The sequence below is a fragment of the Ornithinimicrobium jinqii genome (assembly GCF_045032595.1).
Taxonomy (GTDB): Bacteria; Actinomycetota; Actinomycetes; order Actinomycetales; family Dermatophilaceae; genus Ornithinicoccus.
The window spans coordinates 48,302-67,613 of sequence record NZ_JBJFZS010000023.1 but is presented as its reverse complement, the minus strand read 5'-3'; the positions used below and the strand labels follow the sequence as shown (position 1 = coordinate 67,613).

Genomic DNA, 19,312 nt, shown 5'->3' with positions numbered 1-19,312 from the left:
ACGTCAACTTCGGCTGGGAGTACGTGCTCCACTGCCACATCCTCAGCCACGAGGAGATGGACATGATGCGATCCCAGGCCGTGGCGGTGAACCCGGTTGCGCCGAGCTTCGTCTCCGCGGTCCGCTCCGGCAACCCGGGTGACCGGCTCTACACGGTCACGTGGACGGACAACTCGAAGAACGAGACCGCCTTCGTCGTCGAACGGCGCGTCGCGGGCTCCACGGGTCCGTGGTCGCAGATCGCCATGGTCCAGACCGAGGACCGGGTCAACCTGACCAGTCTGTCCACGGCGACCACCGAGACCGGCGCGGCCACCGGTCCGGCCGAGTACGTCGACCCGATCGGCAGCACGAACACCCTGTACGAGTACCAGGTGTACGCGATCAACACGGTCGGAGACACCTGGGACTACTCGGACCCGGCGTTCAACAACCTCCCCCCAGGAGGTGGCTTCCCGACGATCACGGTCGAGAGCGAGGCCGTCGGGACCGCGGTCACCAAGGTGGTGGAGCGCATCGCCGGGGCCGACCGCTACGCGACGGCGGCGGCGCTGAGCCGCTCCGAGTTCCCAGGTCCGGTGCCGGTGGTCTTCGTGGCCAGCGGCCTGAACTTCCCCGACGCCCTGGCCGGTGGTCCTGCGGCCGCGGTCGAGGGTGGGCCGCTGCTCCTGGTCGGAGACAACACCATCCCTGCCGCGACTGCTCTGGAGCTGACGAGACTGCAGCCCGCGGAGATCGTCGTGCTCGGTGGCAACAGTGTCGTCTCTCCGCAGGTCGCGAGCACCCTGGAGAACTACACCACCGGTGCGGTCACCCGCGTGGCGGGGGGCGACCGGTACGCGACGGCGGCAGCTCTGAGCCTCCGAGCCTTCCCCGACGGCGCGACCACGGCATACGTGGCCTCCGGACTAACCTTCCCGGACTCGCTGTCCGGCGGTGCTGCCGCGGCCGCGACCGGAGCCCCGCTGCTGCTGGTGGGCAACGGTGGGGTTCCGGCCGCCACGGCCAACGAGCTCACGAGGTTGGGTGTGACCACCATCAAGGTGCTCGGCGGCCCGGTCGCCGTGAGCGAGGTGACAGCCACCGCCCTGGGCAACTACGGGACGGTCCAGCGCATCTTTGGACCGGACCGGTACGCCACGTCGGTCGCCATCAACCAGGACGCGTTCCCGGACAACACCGGGGGCACGGTCTATCTCGCCACCGGGCTCAACTTCCCGGACGCGTTGGCGGTCGCTCCGACAGCACGGCCCCTGGTGCTCGTCCCCGGGACGTCCACCGCACTACCGGTGGGCGCGGCTGCGGAGATCGAGCGGCTGAACCCGGCGCGGGTCGTGATCATGGGCGGAACAGTCGCCGTCTCTGCTGAGATCGAGCAGGCCGTCCGCACGCTGCTGGGGGCGGTGGTCATCACGCCCTGACCGGCACGGGTGATCGACGACCGGAGCCCGGGGACCGAGCGTCCCCGGGCTCCGGCACGCGGTGGGTCGGCCCCGTTCGCCTGCGGAAATCCGTCAGGGGTCCACAGGAGCGGCGGCTAGAGTGGGTCAGTCCGTCTGCACCCTGGTGAGGAGACCATGGAAACCGCCGAGATCCGCCGTCGCTGGCTGTCCTTCTTCGAGAGCAGGGACCACGCGGTGGTTCCGAGCGCCCCGTTGGTCCACGACGACCCGAACCTGCTGTTCGTCAACGCCGGCATGGTCCCCTTCAAACCCTACTTTCTCGGCCAGCAGACGCCCCCCTGGCCGCGGGCCACCAGCGTCCAGAAGTGCGTGCGGACCCTCGACATCGAGGAGGTCGGGCGGACCACGCGGCACGGCACGTTCTTCCAGATGAACGGCAACTTCGCCTTCGGCGACTACTTCAAGGAGGGGGCGATCCAGCACGCGTGGGACCTGGTGACCGGCTCCCAGGACGACGGCTTCCTGGGGTTCGACCCCGACTCCATCTGGGTCACCGTGCTCGAGGGCGACGACGAGGCAGCCGACCTGTGGCGCCGGGTCGCAGGGCTGCCGCAGGAGCGCATCCAGCGCAGGGGCAACGTCGACAACTACTGGTCGATGGGCGTGCCCGGGCCGGGCGGGCCCTGCAGCGAGATCTACGTCGACCGTGGACCCGAGCACGGCCCGGACGGTGGGCCGGTCGTCGACGAGGACCGTTTCCTGGAGATCTGGAACCTCGTCTTCATGCAGGACGAGCTCTCCGGGGTGCGCTCCAAGACGGACTTCGACATCGCGGGTGAGCTGCCCTCCAAGAACATCGACACGGGCATGGGGCTGGAGCGCGTGGCCTACCTGCTCCAGGGCGTGGACAACATCTACGAGATCGACGAGGTCTACCCGGTCATCGAGAGGGCCGAGCAGATGTCCGGTCGCGCGTACGGGGAGGACCACGACACCGACGTCCGCTTCCGGGTGGTCGGCGACCACGTCCGGTCGGGCTTGATGCTGATGGGGGACGGGGTGACCCCCGGCAACGAGGGGCGGGGCTACGTCCTGCGCCGCCTGCTGCGGCGGGCCGTCCGCTCCATGCGCCTGCTGGGGGTCCACGACGCCTCGCTGCCCCAGCTGCTGCCAGTGAGCAAGGACGTGATGAAGAGCTCCTACCCCGAGCTCGAGCGCGACTGGTCGCGCATCAGCGAGACCGCCTTCGGCGAGGAGGATGCGTTCCGGCGCACCCTCGCCAGCGGCACCACCATCCTCGACACGGCGGTCGCCCGCGCCAAGCAGAGCGGCGCCACCCGGCTGGGCGGGGCCGAGGCCTTCCAGCTGCACGACACCTACGGCTTCCCGATCGACCTGACCCTGGAGATGGCCTCCGAGCAGGGGCTGGCCGTCGACGAGGCAGGCTTCCGCTCGCTCATGACCGAGCAGCGGCAGCGCGCCAAGGCTGATGCCCGTACCAAGAAGACGGGCCACGCGGACACCTCCATCTACCGCACGATCGCCGACACGCTCGGCCGGGACGTCGAGTTCACCGGCTACTCCGAGATGTCCGGCGATGGACGGGTCGTCGGACTGCTCTCCGACGGTCGCGCCGTCGACCGGCTCGGGCTGCGGCCGCACGACGCCGAGCACGGCACCGAGGTCGAGCTCGTGCTTGGACGTACCCCGTTCTACGCCGAGGCCGGCGGCCAGCTGGCGGACCGCGGCACGATCCGCCTCGCCGGCGGCGCGGTGGTCGAGGTCACCGACGTCCAGAAGCCGATGCCAGGTCTGATCGTGCACCGGGGTCGCCTCGTCGACGGCGAGATCGCCGTGGGCGAGAGCGCCACGGCCGAGATCGACCAGCTGCGTCGGGCCTCCGTCTCCCGGGCCCACACCGCGACCCACATCGTGCACAAGGTCCTGCGGGAGACGTTGGGGGACACCGCGACCCAGGCCGGTTCGGAGAACGCCCCCGGCCGGCTGCGCTTCGACTTCCGGTCCACGCGCGGACTGAGCCCGGACGAGCTGGCTGCCGTCGAGGCGCGCATCAACCAGCGCCTCATGGACGACCTGCAGGTGAGCGCCGCCGAGATGCCCCTCACGGAGGCCCGCGAGCTGGGGGCGATGGCGCTCTTCGGGGAGCGCTACCCCGACACCGTCAGGGTCGTCTCCGTCGGCGGGCCGTGGTCGCTCGAGCTGTGCGGCGGCACGCACGCGCTCCACTCGGCCCAGCTCTCGCTGGTCAAGATCCTGGGCGAGGCCTCGATCGGTTCTGGCATCCGCCGGGTGGAGGCGCTCGTCGGTGCGGACGCCTACCAGCACCTGGCCCGCGAGAACGTCATCGTCAACCAGCTCACCGACACCCTCAAGGTGCGGCCGGACGAGCTCCACGACCGTGTCGCGCTGCTCGTCGCGCGGCTCAAGGACGCCGAGCGGGAGATCGCCCAGGCCAAGAGCCGGCAGGCGCTGGCTGCGGCGGCCGGGCTGACCGAGGAGGCTCGCGACGTCGGGGGCATCACCCTCCTCGCCCACGATCTCGGCGACGGCGCCGCCGACGGGCTGCGCGCCCTGGCGACCGACCTGCGCGGGCGGCTGGGCAACGAGCGCCCTGTCGTGGTGGCGCTCACCGGGTCCGCGGACGGGCGTCCCAGTGTCGTCGTCGCCACCAACGAGGTGGCACGCGGGCGTGGGGTCAGGGCCGGGGCCCTGGTCAAGGTGGCCGCTCAGACGCTCGGCGGTGGTGGCGGCGGCAAGGACGACCTGGCCCAGGGCGGTGGCCAGGACGCCTCCCAGACCGGTGCCGCCCTGCAGCGGATCGAGGAAGAGCTACGGGCGTGACCGACGGGGCCGGGGTGCTGCTCGGGGTCGACGTCGGCGAGGCCCGCGTGGGCCTGGCGGCGAGCGACCCCGACGGCGTCCTCGCCCATCCGGTCGCCACCCTGGCGCGGGACCACGAGAGCCTGACCGACCTGGACGACATCGTCCACGAGGCACTGGAGCGGGGTGCCGTGGTGATCGTCGTGGGGCTGCCCCGGTCGCTCTCCGGCGAGGAGGGGTTGGCCGCGGCGCGTGCGCGCGACTACGCTGGTGCGCTGCAGCGGCGCGTGGAGGTGCCGGTGCGTCTGTGGGACGAACGCCTCACGACGGTGGATGCCCACCGGAACCTGCGCCTCAGCGGGGTCCGGGGCCGAGACCAGCGTGCTGTCGTCGACCAGGCGGCCGCGGTCCTCATCCTCCAGGCGGCGCTGGACGCACGTCGCGCCGGTCGTCCCGCCGGTGCACCCCTGAAGTCGCGCAAGCCCCGGACCCGCCGTCCGGCACCCGAGTAAAGGATCCTCATGACTCAGCCCCCCCAGGACTGGGACGAGCACGACGTGCGTGACTCGTCTGCGCGGCACCGTTTCGAGGACGACGTCCTGGGCCTGCGCGGGGTCACCGACCACGACGAGTCTCTCGCCGACGACGTGCTGTCCCCGTCGCACGAGGGCGGTGAGATGTTCCGGCCCCGGCGCAGGCGTCGGCGCAACCCGGTCCTGCGCCTCGTGGCGCTGATCGCGGCGGCGGCCGTGGTGCTCACGGCGGCCGTCTTCGCGGTCCCCTCGGTCCGGGACCTGGTGCCCGACCTGTCCGCCGGGACCGAGACCGGGCAGGACTACACCGGTGGCGGAACCGGGGAGGTCGTCATCGAGATCCCGCCTGGGGCCGGAGGCGGGCAGATCGCGCAGATCCTGGTCGCCGCGGACGTCGTGGGATCCTCCTCGGCGTTCATGGCCGCCCTGCAGGCCGAGCCCCGGTCCTCCTCGATCCAGCCCGGCACCTACCGGATGGCTCAGCAGATGAGCTCCCAGGCAGCCGTGGCCCGGCTCCTGGACGGCAACTTCCGTGAGATCGACGGCGTCACGGTGCGGGAGGGCCTGTGGGTGGCCGAGACCTTCGAGGTCCTGGCGGAGGGCACCGGGAACGCCGTCGAGGACTACGAGGCCGTCGACCCGCGGACCCTCGACCTCCCCGCAGCGGCCGAGGGCGAGCTCGAAGGTTTCCTCTACCCGAGCACCTACGAGTTCGGTCCGGAGGCGACGCCGGAGGAGCAGCTGCGGACCATGGTGGCGCTGGGCGTCCAGAAGTACGCCGAGATCGGTGTCCCCGAGGACCAGCTCCGAGACGTCATCATCAAGGCCAGCATCGTCCAGGGCGAGGGCCTGTTCGCCGAGGACCTGCCCAAGATCGCGCGGGTGATGGAGAACAGGCTGGAGGGTGCCTCGGAGACCAACGGCATGATGCAGATGGACTCGACGGTCCACTTCATCTACCAGGAGCGCGGCCTGGCCGGCACCACCGAGGAGCAGCGGGCCAACGACAGCCCCTACAACACCTACCTGCACCCGGGTCTGCCCCCGGGTCCGATCAACAGTCCCGGTGAGGACGCCATCCGTGCCGCCCTCGACCCGGCGGACGGGGGGTGGCTCTACTTCGTCACGGTCGACCCGTCCACCGGCGAGACCAACTTCGCCGAGACCTACGAGGAGCACCTGCAGAACCAGCAGATCTTCCTCCAGTGGTGCGAGGAGAACCCGGACCAGTGCTGAGCGGCGGGACCGCACCAGCCACGCTGCGCCGGGCCGGGGTCGTCGGGCACCCGATCGACCACTCGCTGTCGCCGCTGCTCCACCGGGCGGCGTACGAGGCGCTCGGGCTGAGGCAATGGTCCTACGGGGCGGTCGACGTCCCGGCCGGAGAGCTGGCCGGGTATGTGGCGTCCCTCGGGCCTGAGTGGACCGGCCTGTCGGTCACCATGCCGGGCAAGGAGGAGGCTCTCGCGCTGGCCGTGGGCCTGGGCGAGGCCGCGCTGCTGACCGGCGCCGCCAACACGCTCGTCCGTCGGGAGGAAGGGTGGTGGGCGGACAACACCGACGTGCACGGGCTCACCGCCGCCCTGGCCGAGGCGGGGCTGCGCAGCCCAGCCACGGCCGTGGTGCTCGGCGGCGGGGCCACCGCCCGGTCCGCCCTCGTCGCCCTGACAGCGCTCGGCGTCACCGCGGTGGACGTCCGCGTGCGTGACGACCTGCGCCCGCAGACGGCCGCCCTGCTCGAGCGGCTCGGCCCGACCGCCACCGTCAGGCGGTTGTCGGAGGCTCCCGTGGTGCTCGACCGGGCCGTCGCGGACGTCGTGATCAGCACCCTGCCGGTGTCGGCGACCCCACCCGTCGTGCTCGGTGCGGCCGACCCTCCGGTGGTGCTGGACGTCGTCTACGCACCGTGGCCGAGCCCGTTCGCCCGCGCGGTCGTCGACGCGGGCGAGGGGCGAGTTCCGGTCGTGCGGGGGACCGCCATGCTCCTCCACCAGGCGGTGCGGCAGGTCGAGCTCACGACCGGGCATGATGGCCCGGTGGAGGCGATGAGGGCAGCCCTGGTGGAGCACCTGGCGGCCGTGGCATGACGCAGGTGTGGGTCCCGCTCGTCGTGTCCGTGGTCGCAGGTGTGCTCGGGATCCCGGTCGCCCGCTGGCTGGAGGCGACGACCTACCGCAAGCCGGACGAGGAGGAGGTCCCCTCGCCGGGCAGCAGGTGGTGGGCCGCCGTCACGCTGGGTGTCGTCTCGGGTCTGGTCGTGCACCGCATCTGGTTCGTCCCGGACGAGGCTGTGCCCGGCTGGCCGGTGGCCCTGGTCCTCAGCGCCACGCTCCTGCTGGTCACCCTCTCGGGCGTCTGCCTGGCCGCGATGGACCTCGACGTCCACCGCCTCCCGGACCGCATCATGTGGCCCACGATGGGGTTCCTGTTCGGTGGTCTCACGCTCGCCGCGCTGGTGGGGGGAGGGGTCGAGCCCTGGTTCCGGTCGGTCCTGGCCGGCCTCGCCTCCGGGGGGTTCTACCTCGCGATCGCCCTGCTCTCCCTGGCGCGGGGCTCGTTGGCTCTCGGCCTCGGCGACGTCAAGCTCGCGGTGGTGCTCGGCGCCGTGCTGGGCTGGTTCGGCTGGGCCGAGACCGTCACCGGGCTGTATGCCGGGTTCCTGGTCGGAGGGCTCCTCGCCGTGCTGCTGCTGGTGGCTCGGCGGGTGGACTGGAAGGGCGACTTCGCCTACGGCCCGCCGATGATGGTAGGCGCGCTGCTGGGTCTGCTCTTCGCCCCCGGCGTCGTCGGCGGCCTCTTCTGACCGTCGGGGGCGCCCCCTGACGCTGCGTCCGGTGTCCACCCGCGGCATGGGAGAATCTGGCGCATGCTGCGTTGGTTGACTGCCGGAGAGTCGCACGGACCTGCACTGACCGCCATCCTGGAGGGGCTGCCAGCGGGTGTGCGGGTCGAGCGGGCGGCCGTCGAGGGGGCCCTGGCGCGTCGGAGGCTGGGCTACGGCCGGGGGGCACGCATGTCCTTCGAGGCCGACCGGCTGGCCTTCCTGGGGGGCATGCGCCACGGGCTGACCATCGGTTCGCCGGTGGCGCTGCAGATCGAGAACACCGAGTGGGCCAAGTGGTCGGCGGTGATGAGTCCCGAGCCGGTCGAGGACGAGGCCCTGCTCCGCGCGGACGACGTGGGGGCACCGCAGGAGCAGGCGCGCAACCGTCCGCTCACCCGCCCGCGTCCCGGGCACGCCGACCTCGTCGGCATGACCAAGTACGGCTTCGACGAGGCCCGCCCCGTCCTGGAAAGGGCGTCCGCGCGGGAGACCGCTGCGCGGGTCGCGCTCGGCGCCGTGGCCGCCGCCTTCCTGGAGCAGTCCGTCGGGGTCCGGCTCGTCTCGCACACGGTGAGCATCGGCCGGGCCGGTGTGCCGGGGCCGGACGACGACGCACCCACCCTCGACCAGCTTCCCACGCCGGACGACGTGGAGGACGTGGACGCCGACCCCGTGCGCACCCTCGACCCGGCCCGCTCCGCGGCCATGGTCGCCGAGGTGGACGGCGCACGCAAGGACGGTGACACCCTCGGAGGCGTGGTCGAGGTGCTGGCCTACGGGCTGCCGCCGGGCCTCGGCTCCCACGTGCACTGGGACCGTCGCCTCGACGCCCGTCTCGCAGCGGCGCTCATGGGCGTGCAGGCGATCAAGGGGGTCGAGGTCGGCGAGGGCTTCCGCACGGCCGCCCGTCGCGGCAGCCAGGCCCACGACGAGATCGAGCGGGACGCCGACGGGCTCGTCCGACGCGTGAGCCTGCGCAGCGGCGGGACCGAGGGTGGCATGAGCACCGGTGAGGTGCTCCGCGTGCGGGCGGCGATGAAGCCGATCTCGACCGTGCCCCGGGCCCTGCGCACGGTCGACACGACCACGGGGGAGGCCGCCACCGCGATCCACCAGCGCTCCGACGTGTGCGCGGTGCCGGCCGCCGGCGTGGTGGCCGAGGCGATGGTGGCTCTCGTCCTGGCCGACGCGGTGCTGGAGAAGTTCGGGGGCGACTCGGTGACGGAGGTGGCCCGCAACCACGCGGCATACCTCGCGGCGGTCCCCGAGCACCTGCGCACCCCCGGCGGGGTCCCCCAGGGCGCGGCGGTGCAGCGGTGAGCCCGCTGGTCGTGCTGATCGGCCCACCGGGGGCGGGCAAGACGACCGTCGGCGCGGCCGTCGCCGCACGACTCGGGGTCGACCTCCACGACACGGACTCCGCGATCGAGGCCGCGACCGGCCGCACGATCAGCGACATCTTCGTCGAGGACGGTGAGCCGACCTTCCGGGCGCTGGAGCGGGCCGAGGTCGCCCGAGCCCTCGCGGACGAACCGGGCGTCGTCGCCCTCGGAGGTGGCGCCGTCATGCAGGACGAGGTCGCCGGCCTCCTGCGGTCGGGCGACCACCGGGTCGTCTTCCTGGACGTCACGATCGCGGACGCCGCGTCCCGGGTCGGGTTCGACGCCTCGCGCCCCCTCCTGCTGGTCAACCCCCGTGCCTCGTGGACCCGGCTCATGAACGCCCGACGGCCCGTCTACGAGTCCCTGTCGACCCTGCACGTGCAGACCGGGTCCCGGACCCCCGACGAGGTCGCGGACGAGGTCGTCGCCGGGCTGGGGCTGGGTCGATGACGACGCGCACGGTCACGGTCGGGGGTGACCGCCCCTACGACGTCCACGTCGGCCCGGGGGCGCTGGAGCAGCTCGGGCCGCACGCGAGGGAAGGACGCCGCGTGCTGGTCGTGCACCAACCTGGCCGCGCGGAGGTCGTCGCGGACGTCGTGGACCTGCTGAGGGCGCACCGTGCCCGACCCGTCCTGGCCGAGGTCCCGGACGCCGAGGCCGGCAAGACGGCCGAGGTGCTCGTCTCCCTCTGGGCGCGGCTGGGCCAGGAGGGTTTCACCCGCGACGACCTGGTCGTCGGCGTCGGCGGGGGCGCAGCCACGGACCTGGCCGGCTTCGTCGCCGCCACCTGGCTGCGCGGCGTCGAGGTCGTGCAGGTCCCGACCTCGCTGCTCGGGGTCGTCGACGCCGCCGTGGGCGGCAAGACCGGGATCAACACCGCCGAGGGCAAGAACCTGGTCGGCGCCTTCCACCCGCCCGCCGCGGTGCTGTGCGACCCCGCCTGGTTGGCGACGATGGCCCGCGCCGACTACGTCTCCGGGCTGGCGGAGGTCCTCAAGTGCGGGTTCATCGCCGACCCGACCATCCTCGACCTGGTGGAGGCCGACCCGGCCGCGGCGACCGACCCGTCGGTCGACCCCGCGCTGGCCGTGGAGCTCGTCGTCCGCGCGGTCCAGGTCAAGGCGGACGTCGTCGCCGCGGACCTGCGGGAGTCCTCCCTGCGGGAGATCCTCAACTACGGCCACACCTTCGCGCACGCCGTCGAGCAGGTGGAGGACTACCGCTGGCGGCACGGTGACGCGGTGGCCGTCGGCCTGGTCTACGTCGCCGAGCTGGCGCACCGCACCGGCATCCTGGACGCCGCCCTCCTGGCACGTCATCGTTCGGTCCTGGCCTCCGTGGGCCTGCCCACCTCCTACCTGCCCGGACGCTGGGACCAGCTGCGCACCGCCATGGGCCGCGACAAGAAGGCCCGGGGCTCCACGCTGCGCTTCGTGGTGCTGGAAGGGTTGGCACGACCGGCCCGGCTGACCGCCCCCGACGAGCACGTGCTCCGGGCCGCCTACGACGCCGTCAGCTGACCGGGGCGGTCGCCGCTAGACTTGACCAGGTTTGGGTCCGTGTCCGCGCCGGCCCGCTCCCCACCGACGTGACCGATCTGCGAAGGAAGACACCGCTGTGGCAACCACGAACGACCTCAAGAACGGCCTGGTCCTGGACATGGACAACGGCCTGTGGCAGGTGCTGGAGTTCCAGCACGTCAAGCCCGGCAAGGGCCCGGCCTTCGTGCGCACCAAGCTCAAGAACGTCACCTCCGGCAAGATCGTCGACAGGACCTTCAACGCCGGCACCAAGGTGGAGACCGCGACCGTGGACCGGTCCGACTTCCAGTACCTCTACAACGACGGCACCGACTTCATCTTCATGGACGAGAAGACCTACGAGCAGGTCCACGTCTCGCCGCAGGCGATGGGCGACGCCGCGAACTACCTCCTGGAGAACGGCCGGGCGATGATCGCGCAGCACGACGGTCAGGTGCTCTACGTGGAGCTGCCCGCGTCCGTGGTCCTGGAGGTCACGCACACCGAGCCCGGCCTCCAGGGAGACCGCTCCACGGGCGGCACCAAGCCGGCCACCCTGGAGACCGGCGCCGAGATCCAGGTGCCGCTGTTCCTCGAGGCCGGCACCAAGGTCAAGGTCGACACCCGCGACGGCTCCTACCTCGGCCGCGTGAGCTGAGGTGGCCGCCCGCACCAAGGCGCGCAAGCGCGCCCTGGAGGTGCTCTTCGAGGCCGAGCAACGGGGGCTGAACGTCGGCTCCCTGCTCGAGGAGCGGGTCGCCACCCCGACGACCCAGCACCCCCTGCCCGAGTATGCCGTGGAGCTGGTGCGGGGGGTCCTGGACCACTGGGCGGCGATCAACGAGGTCCTCACGACGTACTCGCAGGGCTGGTCGCTGGAACGGATGCCGTCCGTGGACCGGGCGGCCATGCGCCTGGCCACCTGGGAGATCGTCTGGAACGACGACGTCCCCGACAACGTCGCCATCTCCGAAGCGGTCCTGCTCGTCCAGGACATGTCGACCGACGACTCGCCGCGCTTCGTCAACGGGCTCCTCGCCCGGGTGGCGGAGGTCAAGGACATGGTCCGCTGAGCCGAGGAGCACGACGACGAGGTGGTGCCCTCGTGCAACCCCAGGTCATGTCCGCCGTCCCCCTGGACCAGATCCTCGCGGACCTGACCACGGTTCCCGCAGACGGGACTGACGACGCAGGAGGCGGCAGAGCGGCTGCGCCGCGACGGACCCAACGAGCTCCGTGCGCCCCCCCGGTCGCGACCTGGCGCAAGCTGGTCCGTCGCCCGCGGGTCCGGGAGGACGGGCAGGCCACCCCGGCCGGTGCAGTAGAGTGACGGGCACCGAGCTACATCCTTTAACCACCGTCCTGCGAGGCGGGGAAGGAGACGGGCTGTGAGTGCTGCCCCCGACACGGCCGGGACGGGACGAGAGGTCCTGACCGGCGACGACATCGACCGGGCGGTGCGACGCATCGCCCACGAGATCCTCGAGGGCAACAAGGGCCCCGACCGTCTCGTCCTCCTGGGGATCCCCACCCGCGGTGCCCACCTGGCGCGTCGGCTGGCCGACGCGCTCGCTGCGGTCGAGGGGGTGCAGATCCCCGTCGGATCCCTCGACGTGACGATGTACCGCGACGACCTGCGCAGCCAGCCGACCCGTGCGGTGGAGCCTACCCACATCCCGGAGGGCGGCATCGACGACCGCATCGTGGTCCTGGTCGACGACGTCCTCTACTCCGGGCGGACCGTCCGTTCGGCCCTGGACGCCCTCGCCGACCTGGGCCGGCCCCGGGCGGTCCGGCTGGCGGTCCTGGTGGACCGCGGTCACCGCGAGCTGCCCGTCCGCGCCGACTACGTGGGCAAGAACCTGCCGACCTCGCACTCTGAGCGGGTCATGGTGCGGCTCGACGAGCAGGACGGCCCCGGCTCCGACGGCGTGCGGATCGCCCCCGGCCCGGTCGAGGCCGGCGGTGGGGCATGAAGCACCTGCTCTCGATCGCCGACCTCTCGCGGGAGGAGATCCTCGCGATCATGGACACGGCCGAGACCATGCACGAGGTCCAGCACCGGGACGTCAAGAAGCTGCCGACCCTGCGCGGGCGCACGATCATCAACTTCTTCTTCGAGGACTCCACCCGCACGCGGAGCAGCTTCGAGATCGCCGGCAAGTGGATGAGCGCCGACACGATCAACCTCACCGGCAAGGGGACCTCGGCCTCCAAGGGGGAGAGTCTGCGCGACACCGTCCTCACGATCGATGCGATGGGCGTCGACATGATGATCATCCGCCACCCCGCCAGCGGGGCTCCGCAGCAGATCGCCGAGTGGGTCGGCTGCTCGATCGTCAACGCCGGCGACGGCACGCACGAGCACCCCTCGCAGGCGCTGCTCGACGCGTACACGCTGCGCCGCGCGCTGGGGGACCTGGAGGGCCGTCACGTCGCGATCGTGGGCGACCTGACCCACTCCCGCGTGCTGCGCTCCAACCTGCTCTCGCTGGCCAAGCTCGGCGCCCGGGTCACGCTCGTGGCGCCACCCACGCTCATGCCCAGCGGTATCGACCTCTGGTCCACCACCGACGGCTTCGCCACCTCCTACGACCTCGACGCCGTCCTGCCCACGGTGGACGCCGTGATGATGCTGCGCGTCCAGCGGGAACGGATGAGCGGCGGCTACTTCCCGACCGCCAAGGAGTATGCCGTCACCTACGGCCTCACCCCGCGCCGGCTGGCCCTCCTCCAGGACCACGCGGTCATCGCCCACCCGGGACCGATGAACCGCGGCCTGGAGATCTCCGCCGAGGCCGCCGACGCGGCCCGGTCCCTGGTCCTCGACCAGGTCTCCGCCGGCGTGGCCGTGCGGATGTCGATCCTCTACCACCTCCTCGCAGGGGAAGGCAGCGACCAGTGAGCCGCACCACCACCCGGGACGTCGCCCCCGACCCCGCCGTGCTCGTCCAGGGCGCCGACGTGCTCGGTGCCGGGGCCGCCCGCGACGTCCTCGTCGTCGACGGACGCATCGCGGCGCTCGGCGACGAGGCGCGGCAGCAGGCTCCCTCGGGCACCCGCACCCTGGCCGCCGACGGGCTCGTGCTCCTGCCCGGCTTCGTCGACCTGCACACCCACCTGCGCGAGCCCGGCCGCGAGGACGCCGAGACCATCTCCACGGGGTCCCAGGCCGCGGCGGTCGGTGGTTTCACCGCCGTGCTCGCGATGGCCAACACCGACCCCGTGACCGACACGACGGAGGTCGCCGAGCGGGTGCACGACCTGGGCCGACGGGCCGGGTACGTCGACGTCCACCCGGTCGGGGCCGTGACCAAGGGGCTGGCCGGGACCGAGCTCGCCGAGCTCGGGCTGATGGCCCGCTCGCGGGCCCGGGTCCGCGTGTTCTCCGACGACGGGCACTGCGTGCAGGACGCCCGGCTCATGCGCCGGGCCCTCGAGTACGTCAAGGCCTTCGACGGCGTGATCTCCCAGCACAGCCAGGACCCGCGCCTGGCCGACGGCACGGCCTGCTGCCACGAGGGCGAGCTCTCCGGACGCCTGGGCCTGCCCGGCTGGCCGGCTGTCGCCGAGGAGGTGGTGGTCGCCCGGGACGTCATGCTGGCCCGGCACACCGGGTCCCGGGTCCACGTCGCGCACGTGTCCACGGCCGGCAGCGTCGAGGTGGTCCGCTGGGCCAAGGCGCAGGGGATCGACGTCACCGCAGAGGTGACGCCGCACCACCTGATGCTCACGCAGGACCTGCTGCGGGGCTACGACCCCCTGTTCAAGGTCAACCCGCCGCTGCGGCCCACCGAGGACGCCCAGGTCCTGCAGGAGGCGCTCGCGGACGGCACGATCGACTGCGTCGCCACCGACCACGCCCCCCACGTCCGCCAGGACAAGGAGCACGCGTTCGTCGACGCCGCCTTCGGCATGCTCGGGCTGGAGACCGCTCTCGGTGTGGTCAGCACCCTCATGGTGCAGACCGGTCGGATGAGCTGGGCCGACGTCGCCCGGGTGATGTCGCAGGCCCCGGCGCGGATCGCGCGGCTCACCACCCAGGGACTGGGCCTCGCCGTGGGCTCCCCCGCCAACCTGACGCTGGTCGACGCCGGCCGCACCGTGACCGTCGACGCCGCACTGTCGAAGTCGTTGTCCCGCAACAACCCCTGGCACGGGCGCGAGCTCACCGGGGCCGTCCACCTGACCATGCTCCGCGGCCGGGTCACGGCGCGCGAGGGCCTGGTCTGGGGGGAGGAGGAGCAGTGAGCAGCACCACCAGCACCCCCACCGCGCAGGGTCCGGCGGTGCTCGTCCTGGAGGACGGGCGCACCTTCCGGGGCGAGTCCTTCGGCGCCGTCGGCCAGACCGTCGGCGAGGCGGTCTTCTCCACCGGGATGACCGGCTACCAGGAGACCCTCACCGACCCGTCCTACCACCGGCAGGTCGTCGTCATGACCGCGCCGCACATCGGCAACACCGGCGTCAACAGCGCCGACGGCGAGAGCCGGCGCATCTGGGCGGCCGGCTACGTCGTCCGCGACCCGGCCATCCGCCCCTCCAACTGGCGCTCGCAGGGCGACCTGGCCGCCGCGCTCCGCGACGGTGGCGTCGTCGGGATCAGCGGCGTGGACACCCGCGCCCTCACCCGGCACCTGCGGGACCACGGCGCGATGCGTGTGGGCATCTTCTCCGGGGAGGCCGCGCTGGCGGGGGAGCAGCAGCTCCTCCAGGTCGTCAGGGACGCCCCGCAGATGGCCGGCTCCGCGCTGGCCGCCGAGGTGACCACCCCGGAGGCGTATGTGGTCGCACCCCCCGAGGGCACACCGACGCGCTTCACCGTCGCCGCGCTCGACCTCGGCATCAAGGGGACGACGCCGACGCTGATGGCTGCCCGCGGGATCCAGGTCCACGTCCTGCCCTCCACCAGCAGCTACGACGACGTCCTGCGCCTGCAGCCCGACGGCGTCTTCTTCTCCAACGGACCGGGCGACCCCGCCACGGCCGACCACGAGGTCGAGCTGCTGCGGCGCGTGCTGGAGGACGGGATCCCGTTCTTCGGCATCTGCTTCGGCAACCAGCTGCTCGGTCGGGCCCTCGGTCTGGACACCTACAAGCTCACCTTCGGCCACCGGGGGATCAACCAGCCGGTCCTCGACCGCGAGACCGGCAAGGTGGAGGTGACCAGCCACAACCACGGCTTCGCGATCGCCTGGCCCGAGGGGCTGCCCACCGACCAGCCGGCGGACACCCCCTACGGGCCGGTCCGGTGCTCGCACGTCGCCCTCAACGACGACGTCGTCGAGGGTCTGCGCTGCGAGGCCGTGCCCGCGTTCTCCGTGCAGTACCACCCGGAGGCGGCCGCCGGTCCGCACGACGCGGAGTACCTCTTCGACCGGTTCGTCGAGCTGCTCACCACAGGAAGGGGCACACGTGCCCAGGCGTGACGACATCAGCTCGGTCCTCGTGATCGGGTCCGGCCCGATCGTCATCGGTCAGGCAGCGGAGTTCGACTACTCCGGGACGCAGGCCTGCAGGGTGCTGCGCGAGGAGGGGGTACGCGTCATCCTCGTCAACTCCAACCCGGCCACCATCATGACCGACCCGGGGGTCGCGGACGCGACCTACGTCGAGCCGATCACGCCGGAGATCGTCGAGATGATCATCGCCAAGGAACGCCCGGACGCCGTCCTGGCCACCCTCGGTGGGCAGACCGCGCTCAACACGGCGATCGCGCTGCACGAGGCCGGGGTGCTGGAGCGGTACGGCTGCCCGCTCATCGGCGCCAACGTCGAGGCCATCCAGCTGGGCGAGGACCGCCAGCTCTTCAAGGGCGTCGTCAAGCGCTGCGGGGCCGAGGTCGCGAGCTCGATGATCTGCCACACGATGGACGAGGTCCTGGCCGCGGCCGACGAGCTCGGCTACCCGGTCGTCGTCCGTCCCTCGTTCACGATGGGCGGGCTCGGCTCCGGCTTCGCCCACGACCCCGAGGAGCTGCGCCGCATCGCCGGTGCGGGGCTCCAGGACAGCCCCACCACCGAGGTCCTCCTGGAGGAGTCGATCCTGGGGTGGAAGGAGTACGAGCTCGAGGTCATGCGCGACCGAGCCGACAACGTCGTCGTGGTCTGCTCGATCGAGAACCTCGACCCTATGGGCGTGCACACCGGCGACTCGATCACGGTGGCCCCGGCCATGACCCTGACCGACCGGGAGTACCAGCGGCTGCGGGACATCGGCATCGCGATCATCCGCGAGGTCGGGGTCGACACCGGCGGCTGCAACATCCAGTTCGCCGTCAACCCCGACGACGGACGGATCATCGTCATCGAGATGAACCCCCGCGTGTCCCGGTCCTCCGCCCTGGCCTCCAAGGCCACCGGCTACCCGATCGCGAAGATCGCAGCGAAGATGGCCCTCGGCTACACCCTGGACGAGGTCCCCAACGACATCACGTCCGGCGGGGGCACCGACCCCGCGACCGGAGGACCGTTCTACTCCGCCGCGTTCGAGCCCACGCTCGACTACGTGGTCGTCAAGGTCCCGCGCTTCGCCTTCGAGAAGTTCCCGGCCGCGGACCCGACGCTGACCACGACCATGAAGTCGGTCGGCGAGGCGATGGCGCTGGGCCGCAACTTCACCGAAGCCCTGCAGAAGGCACTGCGCTCCGTGGAGCGCCGGGGCAGCTCGTTCCACTGGCGCGCCGACGAGGCACCGTCCCCGGAGATGGCTCGCGCCCTGATGGAGCAGGCACGGACCCCCACCGACGGTCGTCTGGTGCTGGTGCAGCAGGCGCTGCGCGGAGGCTGCTCGGTCGAGGAGGTGCACGACGCGACCGGGATCGACCCCTGGTTCCTGGACCAGATCGCGCTTCTCAACGCGCTGGCCGAGGAGGTCAGGGCCACTGCCAGGCCCGCTGCCGGGGGACAGCTGACCCCGGAGCTGCTGCGGCGGGCCAAGCGGCACGGCTTCTCCGACGCCCAGCTCGCCGAGATCACCGGGATGAACGAGAGCGTCGTGCGCGGGGTGCGTCACGCGCTCGGGGTCCGGCCCGTCTACAAGACGGTCGACACCTGTGCGGGGGAGTTCGTCGCCCTCACGCCCTACCACTACTCCTCCTACGACGAGGAGACCGAGGTGAGACCGCGCGAGCGGCCCGCCGTGCTCATCCTGGGCTCGGGCCCCAACCGGATCGGGCAGGGGATCGAGTTCGACTACTCCTGCGTGCATGCCTCGATCACCCTGCGCGAGCACGGCTTCGACACGGTGATGGTGAACTGCAACCCCGAGACCGTCTCCACGGACTACGACACGTCCAGCCGCCTCTACTTCGAGCCGCTCACGCTGGAGGACGTGCTCGAGGTCGTCCACGCCGAGCGTGCGGCCGGTCCGCTCGCCGGCGTGATCGTCCAGCTCGGAGGGCAGACGCCGCTGGGGCTGGCCGCCGCGCTGAAGGCCGAGGGCGTCCCCGTCGTGGGGACCTCGCCGGAGGCCATCCACCTCGCCGAGGACCGTGGCGCCTTCGGGCGCATCCTGGCCGAGACGGGCCTCACCGCACCTCGCCACGGCCTGGCCTACAACGCCGAGGAGGCGCTCGTCGTCGCGCACGAGATCGGCTACCCGGTGCTGGTCCGGCCCTCCTACGTCCTGGGCGGCCGCGGGATGGAGATCGTCTACGACGACGAGACCCTCGCCGCCTACGTCGGGCGGGCCACGAGAGCCGCCTCCGACCAGGCCCACCCCGTGCTCGTCGACCGGTTCCTCGACACCGCGCTCGAGATCGACGTCGACGCGATCTACGACGGCCACGACCTCTACGTCGGCGGCATCATGGAGCACATCGAGGAGGCGGGGATCCACTCCGGCGACTCGGCCTGCGTGCTGCCACCCTTCACGCTGGGCCGCAGCGAGCTCGAGGAGGTCCGGGCAGCCACCCTCCGGCTGGCCGAGGCCATCGGCGTGCGCGGCCTGATCAACGTACAGTTCGCCCTGGCGCAGGATGTCCTCTACGTGCTCGAGGCCAACCCGCGCGCCAGCCGGACCGTGCCGTTCGTGGCCAAGGCGACCGGCGTCGCGCTTGCGCAGGCCGCGGCCCGCGTGATGATGGGGACGTCGATCGCCCAGCTGCGCGACGAGGGTGTGCTGCCACGGCACCTCGACGGCGGTGCCATGCCGGTCGACGCGCCCTTCTCGGTCAAGGAGGCGATCCTGCCGTTCCGCCGCTTCCGGACCCAGACCGGGGAGGCCATCGACTCCATCCTCGGTCCCGAGATGCGCTCCACCGGCGAGGTGATGGGCATCGACGCCTCCTTCGGGGCGGCGTTCGCCAAGAGCCAGCTGCGCGCCGGCTCGAGCCTGCCGCTCGAGGGGCTCGTCTTCGTCTCGGTGGCCAACCGTGACAAGCGATCGATGATCTTCCCGGTCAAGCGGCTGGTTGACCTGGGCTTCACCGTGCTGGCCACAGAGGGCACCGCGGACGTCCTGCGGCGCAACGGGATCACGGCCGAGGTCGTCCGCAAGCACAGCCAGGGCCGGGGGCCGGACGGCACCGAGCCCACGATCGTGGACCGGATCACCTCTGGCGAGGTCGACATGGTGATCAACACGCCGTCGGGACGCGACGCGCGAGCGGACGGCTACGCCATCCGCGCAGCCACCACGAGCCTCGACAAGCCCATCATCACCACCGTGCAGCAGCTCTCCGCCGCGGTGCTGGGCATCGAGGCGATGCGCGCCGGGTCGTTGCAGGTGTCGTCGCTCCAGGAGCACGCGGCGCGGCTCGACCTGCACGGACGGACGGTGGCCGACCGTCCCACCGCCTGAGGGC

At 72.0% G+C, this 19,312-nt stretch carries 17 protein-coding genes; all 17 read left to right on the top strand.

Annotation, left to right across the window (positions count from 1 at the left end; all coding sequences use genetic code 11):
• Window positions 1-1,421 (top strand): cell wall-binding repeat-containing protein (locus ACI3ET_RS11530; protein WP_405033193.1); only part of this gene is annotated, 1,421 nt, incomplete at its 5' end.
• Window positions 1,422-1,577: 156 nt separating this feature from the next.
• Window positions 1,578-4,265: an alanine--tRNA ligase gene (alaS, locus tag ACI3ET_RS11525; protein WP_405033191.1), complete on the top strand. Its 2,688-nt coding sequence runs from the start codon at window positions 1,578-1,580 to the stop codon at window positions 4,263-4,265.
• Complete coding sequence (ruvX, locus tag ACI3ET_RS11520) at window positions 4,262-4,756, top strand: Holliday junction resolvase RuvX (RefSeq protein WP_405033190.1); 495 nt, start codon at window positions 4,262-4,264, stop codon at window positions 4,754-4,756. The genes alaS and ruvX overlap by 4 nt, the downstream gene beginning before the upstream one ends.
• Before the next feature lie 9 nt (window positions 4,757-4,765).
• Complete coding sequence (mltG, locus tag ACI3ET_RS11515) at window positions 4,766-6,013, top strand: endolytic transglycosylase MltG (protein WP_405033189.1); 1,248 nt, start codon at window positions 4,766-4,768, stop codon at window positions 6,011-6,013.
• Window positions 6,007-6,864 (top strand): shikimate dehydrogenase, encoded by an 858-nt coding sequence (locus tag ACI3ET_RS11510; RefSeq protein WP_405033188.1) that lies wholly within the window; start codon window positions 6,007-6,009, stop codon window positions 6,862-6,864. Before mltG ends, ACI3ET_RS11510 begins: the two co-directional genes overlap by 7 nt.
• A complete protein-coding gene (locus ACI3ET_RS11505; protein WP_405033187.1) occupies window positions 6,861-7,580 on the top strand; it encodes a prepilin peptidase in 720 nt (239 codons plus the stop codon). Before ACI3ET_RS11510 ends, ACI3ET_RS11505 begins: the two co-directional genes overlap by 4 nt.
• A 63-nt stretch (window positions 7,581-7,643) precedes the next feature.
• Window positions 7,644-8,921, top strand: coding sequence for a chorismate synthase (gene aroC / locus ACI3ET_RS11500; protein ID WP_405033186.1), 1,278 nt, complete (start codon window positions 7,644-7,646; stop codon window positions 8,919-8,921).
• Window positions 8,918-9,433, top strand: a complete 516-nt coding sequence (locus ACI3ET_RS11495) for a shikimate kinase (protein WP_405033185.1) — start codon at window positions 8,918-8,920, stop codon at window positions 9,431-9,433. Before aroC ends, ACI3ET_RS11495 begins: the two co-directional genes overlap by 4 nt.
• Complete coding sequence (aroB, locus tag ACI3ET_RS11490) at window positions 9,430-10,506, top strand: 3-dehydroquinate synthase (protein ID WP_405033184.1); 1,077 nt, start codon at window positions 9,430-9,432, stop codon at window positions 10,504-10,506. The genes ACI3ET_RS11495 and aroB overlap by 4 nt, the downstream gene beginning before the upstream one ends.
• A gap of 97 nt (window positions 10,507-10,603) precedes the next feature.
• Window positions 10,604-11,164 carry an elongation factor P gene (gene efp / locus ACI3ET_RS11485; protein ID WP_405033183.1) on the top strand — a complete coding sequence of 187 codons (561 nt, stop codon included), beginning with the start codon at window positions 10,604-10,606 and terminating at the stop codon, window positions 11,162-11,164.
• A gap of 1 nt (window position 11,165) precedes the next feature.
• Window positions 11,166-11,579 (top strand): transcription antitermination factor NusB, encoded by a 414-nt coding sequence (gene nusB / locus ACI3ET_RS11480; protein WP_405033182.1) that lies wholly within the window; start codon window positions 11,166-11,168, stop codon window positions 11,577-11,579.
• 108 nt (window positions 11,580-11,687) lie between these two features.
• Complete coding sequence (locus ACI3ET_RS11475) at window positions 11,688-11,831, top strand: cation-transporting P-type ATPase (protein WP_405033196.1); 144 nt, start codon at window positions 11,688-11,690, stop codon at window positions 11,829-11,831.
• A 63-nt stretch (window positions 11,832-11,894) separates the two neighbouring features.
• A complete protein-coding gene (gene pyrR, locus ACI3ET_RS11470; protein ID WP_405033181.1) occupies window positions 11,895-12,482 on the top strand; it encodes a bifunctional pyr operon transcriptional regulator/uracil phosphoribosyltransferase PyrR in 588 nt (195 codons plus the stop codon).
• A complete protein-coding gene (locus ACI3ET_RS11465; RefSeq protein ID WP_405033180.1) occupies window positions 12,479-13,411 on the top strand; it encodes an aspartate carbamoyltransferase catalytic subunit in 933 nt (310 codons plus the stop codon). The genes pyrR and ACI3ET_RS11465 overlap by 4 nt, the downstream gene beginning before the upstream one ends.
• Window positions 13,408-14,757, top strand: a complete 1,350-nt coding sequence (locus tag ACI3ET_RS11460; protein WP_405033179.1) for a dihydroorotase — start codon at window positions 13,408-13,410, stop codon at window positions 14,755-14,757. The genes ACI3ET_RS11465 and ACI3ET_RS11460 overlap by 4 nt, the downstream gene beginning before the upstream one ends.
• Window positions 14,754-15,935, top strand: a complete 1,182-nt coding sequence (gene carA / locus ACI3ET_RS11455) for a glutamine-hydrolyzing carbamoyl-phosphate synthase small subunit (RefSeq protein ID WP_405033178.1) — start codon at window positions 14,754-14,756, stop codon at window positions 15,933-15,935. Before ACI3ET_RS11460 ends, carA begins: the two co-directional genes overlap by 4 nt.
• Window positions 15,922-19,308 carry a carbamoyl-phosphate synthase large subunit gene (carB, locus tag ACI3ET_RS11450; RefSeq protein ID WP_405033177.1) on the top strand — a complete coding sequence of 1,129 codons (3,387 nt, stop codon included), beginning with the start codon at window positions 15,922-15,924 and terminating at the stop codon, window positions 19,306-19,308. The genes carA and carB overlap by 14 nt, the downstream gene beginning before the upstream one ends.
• The last annotated feature ends 4 nt before the right edge of the window (window positions 19,309-19,312 follow it).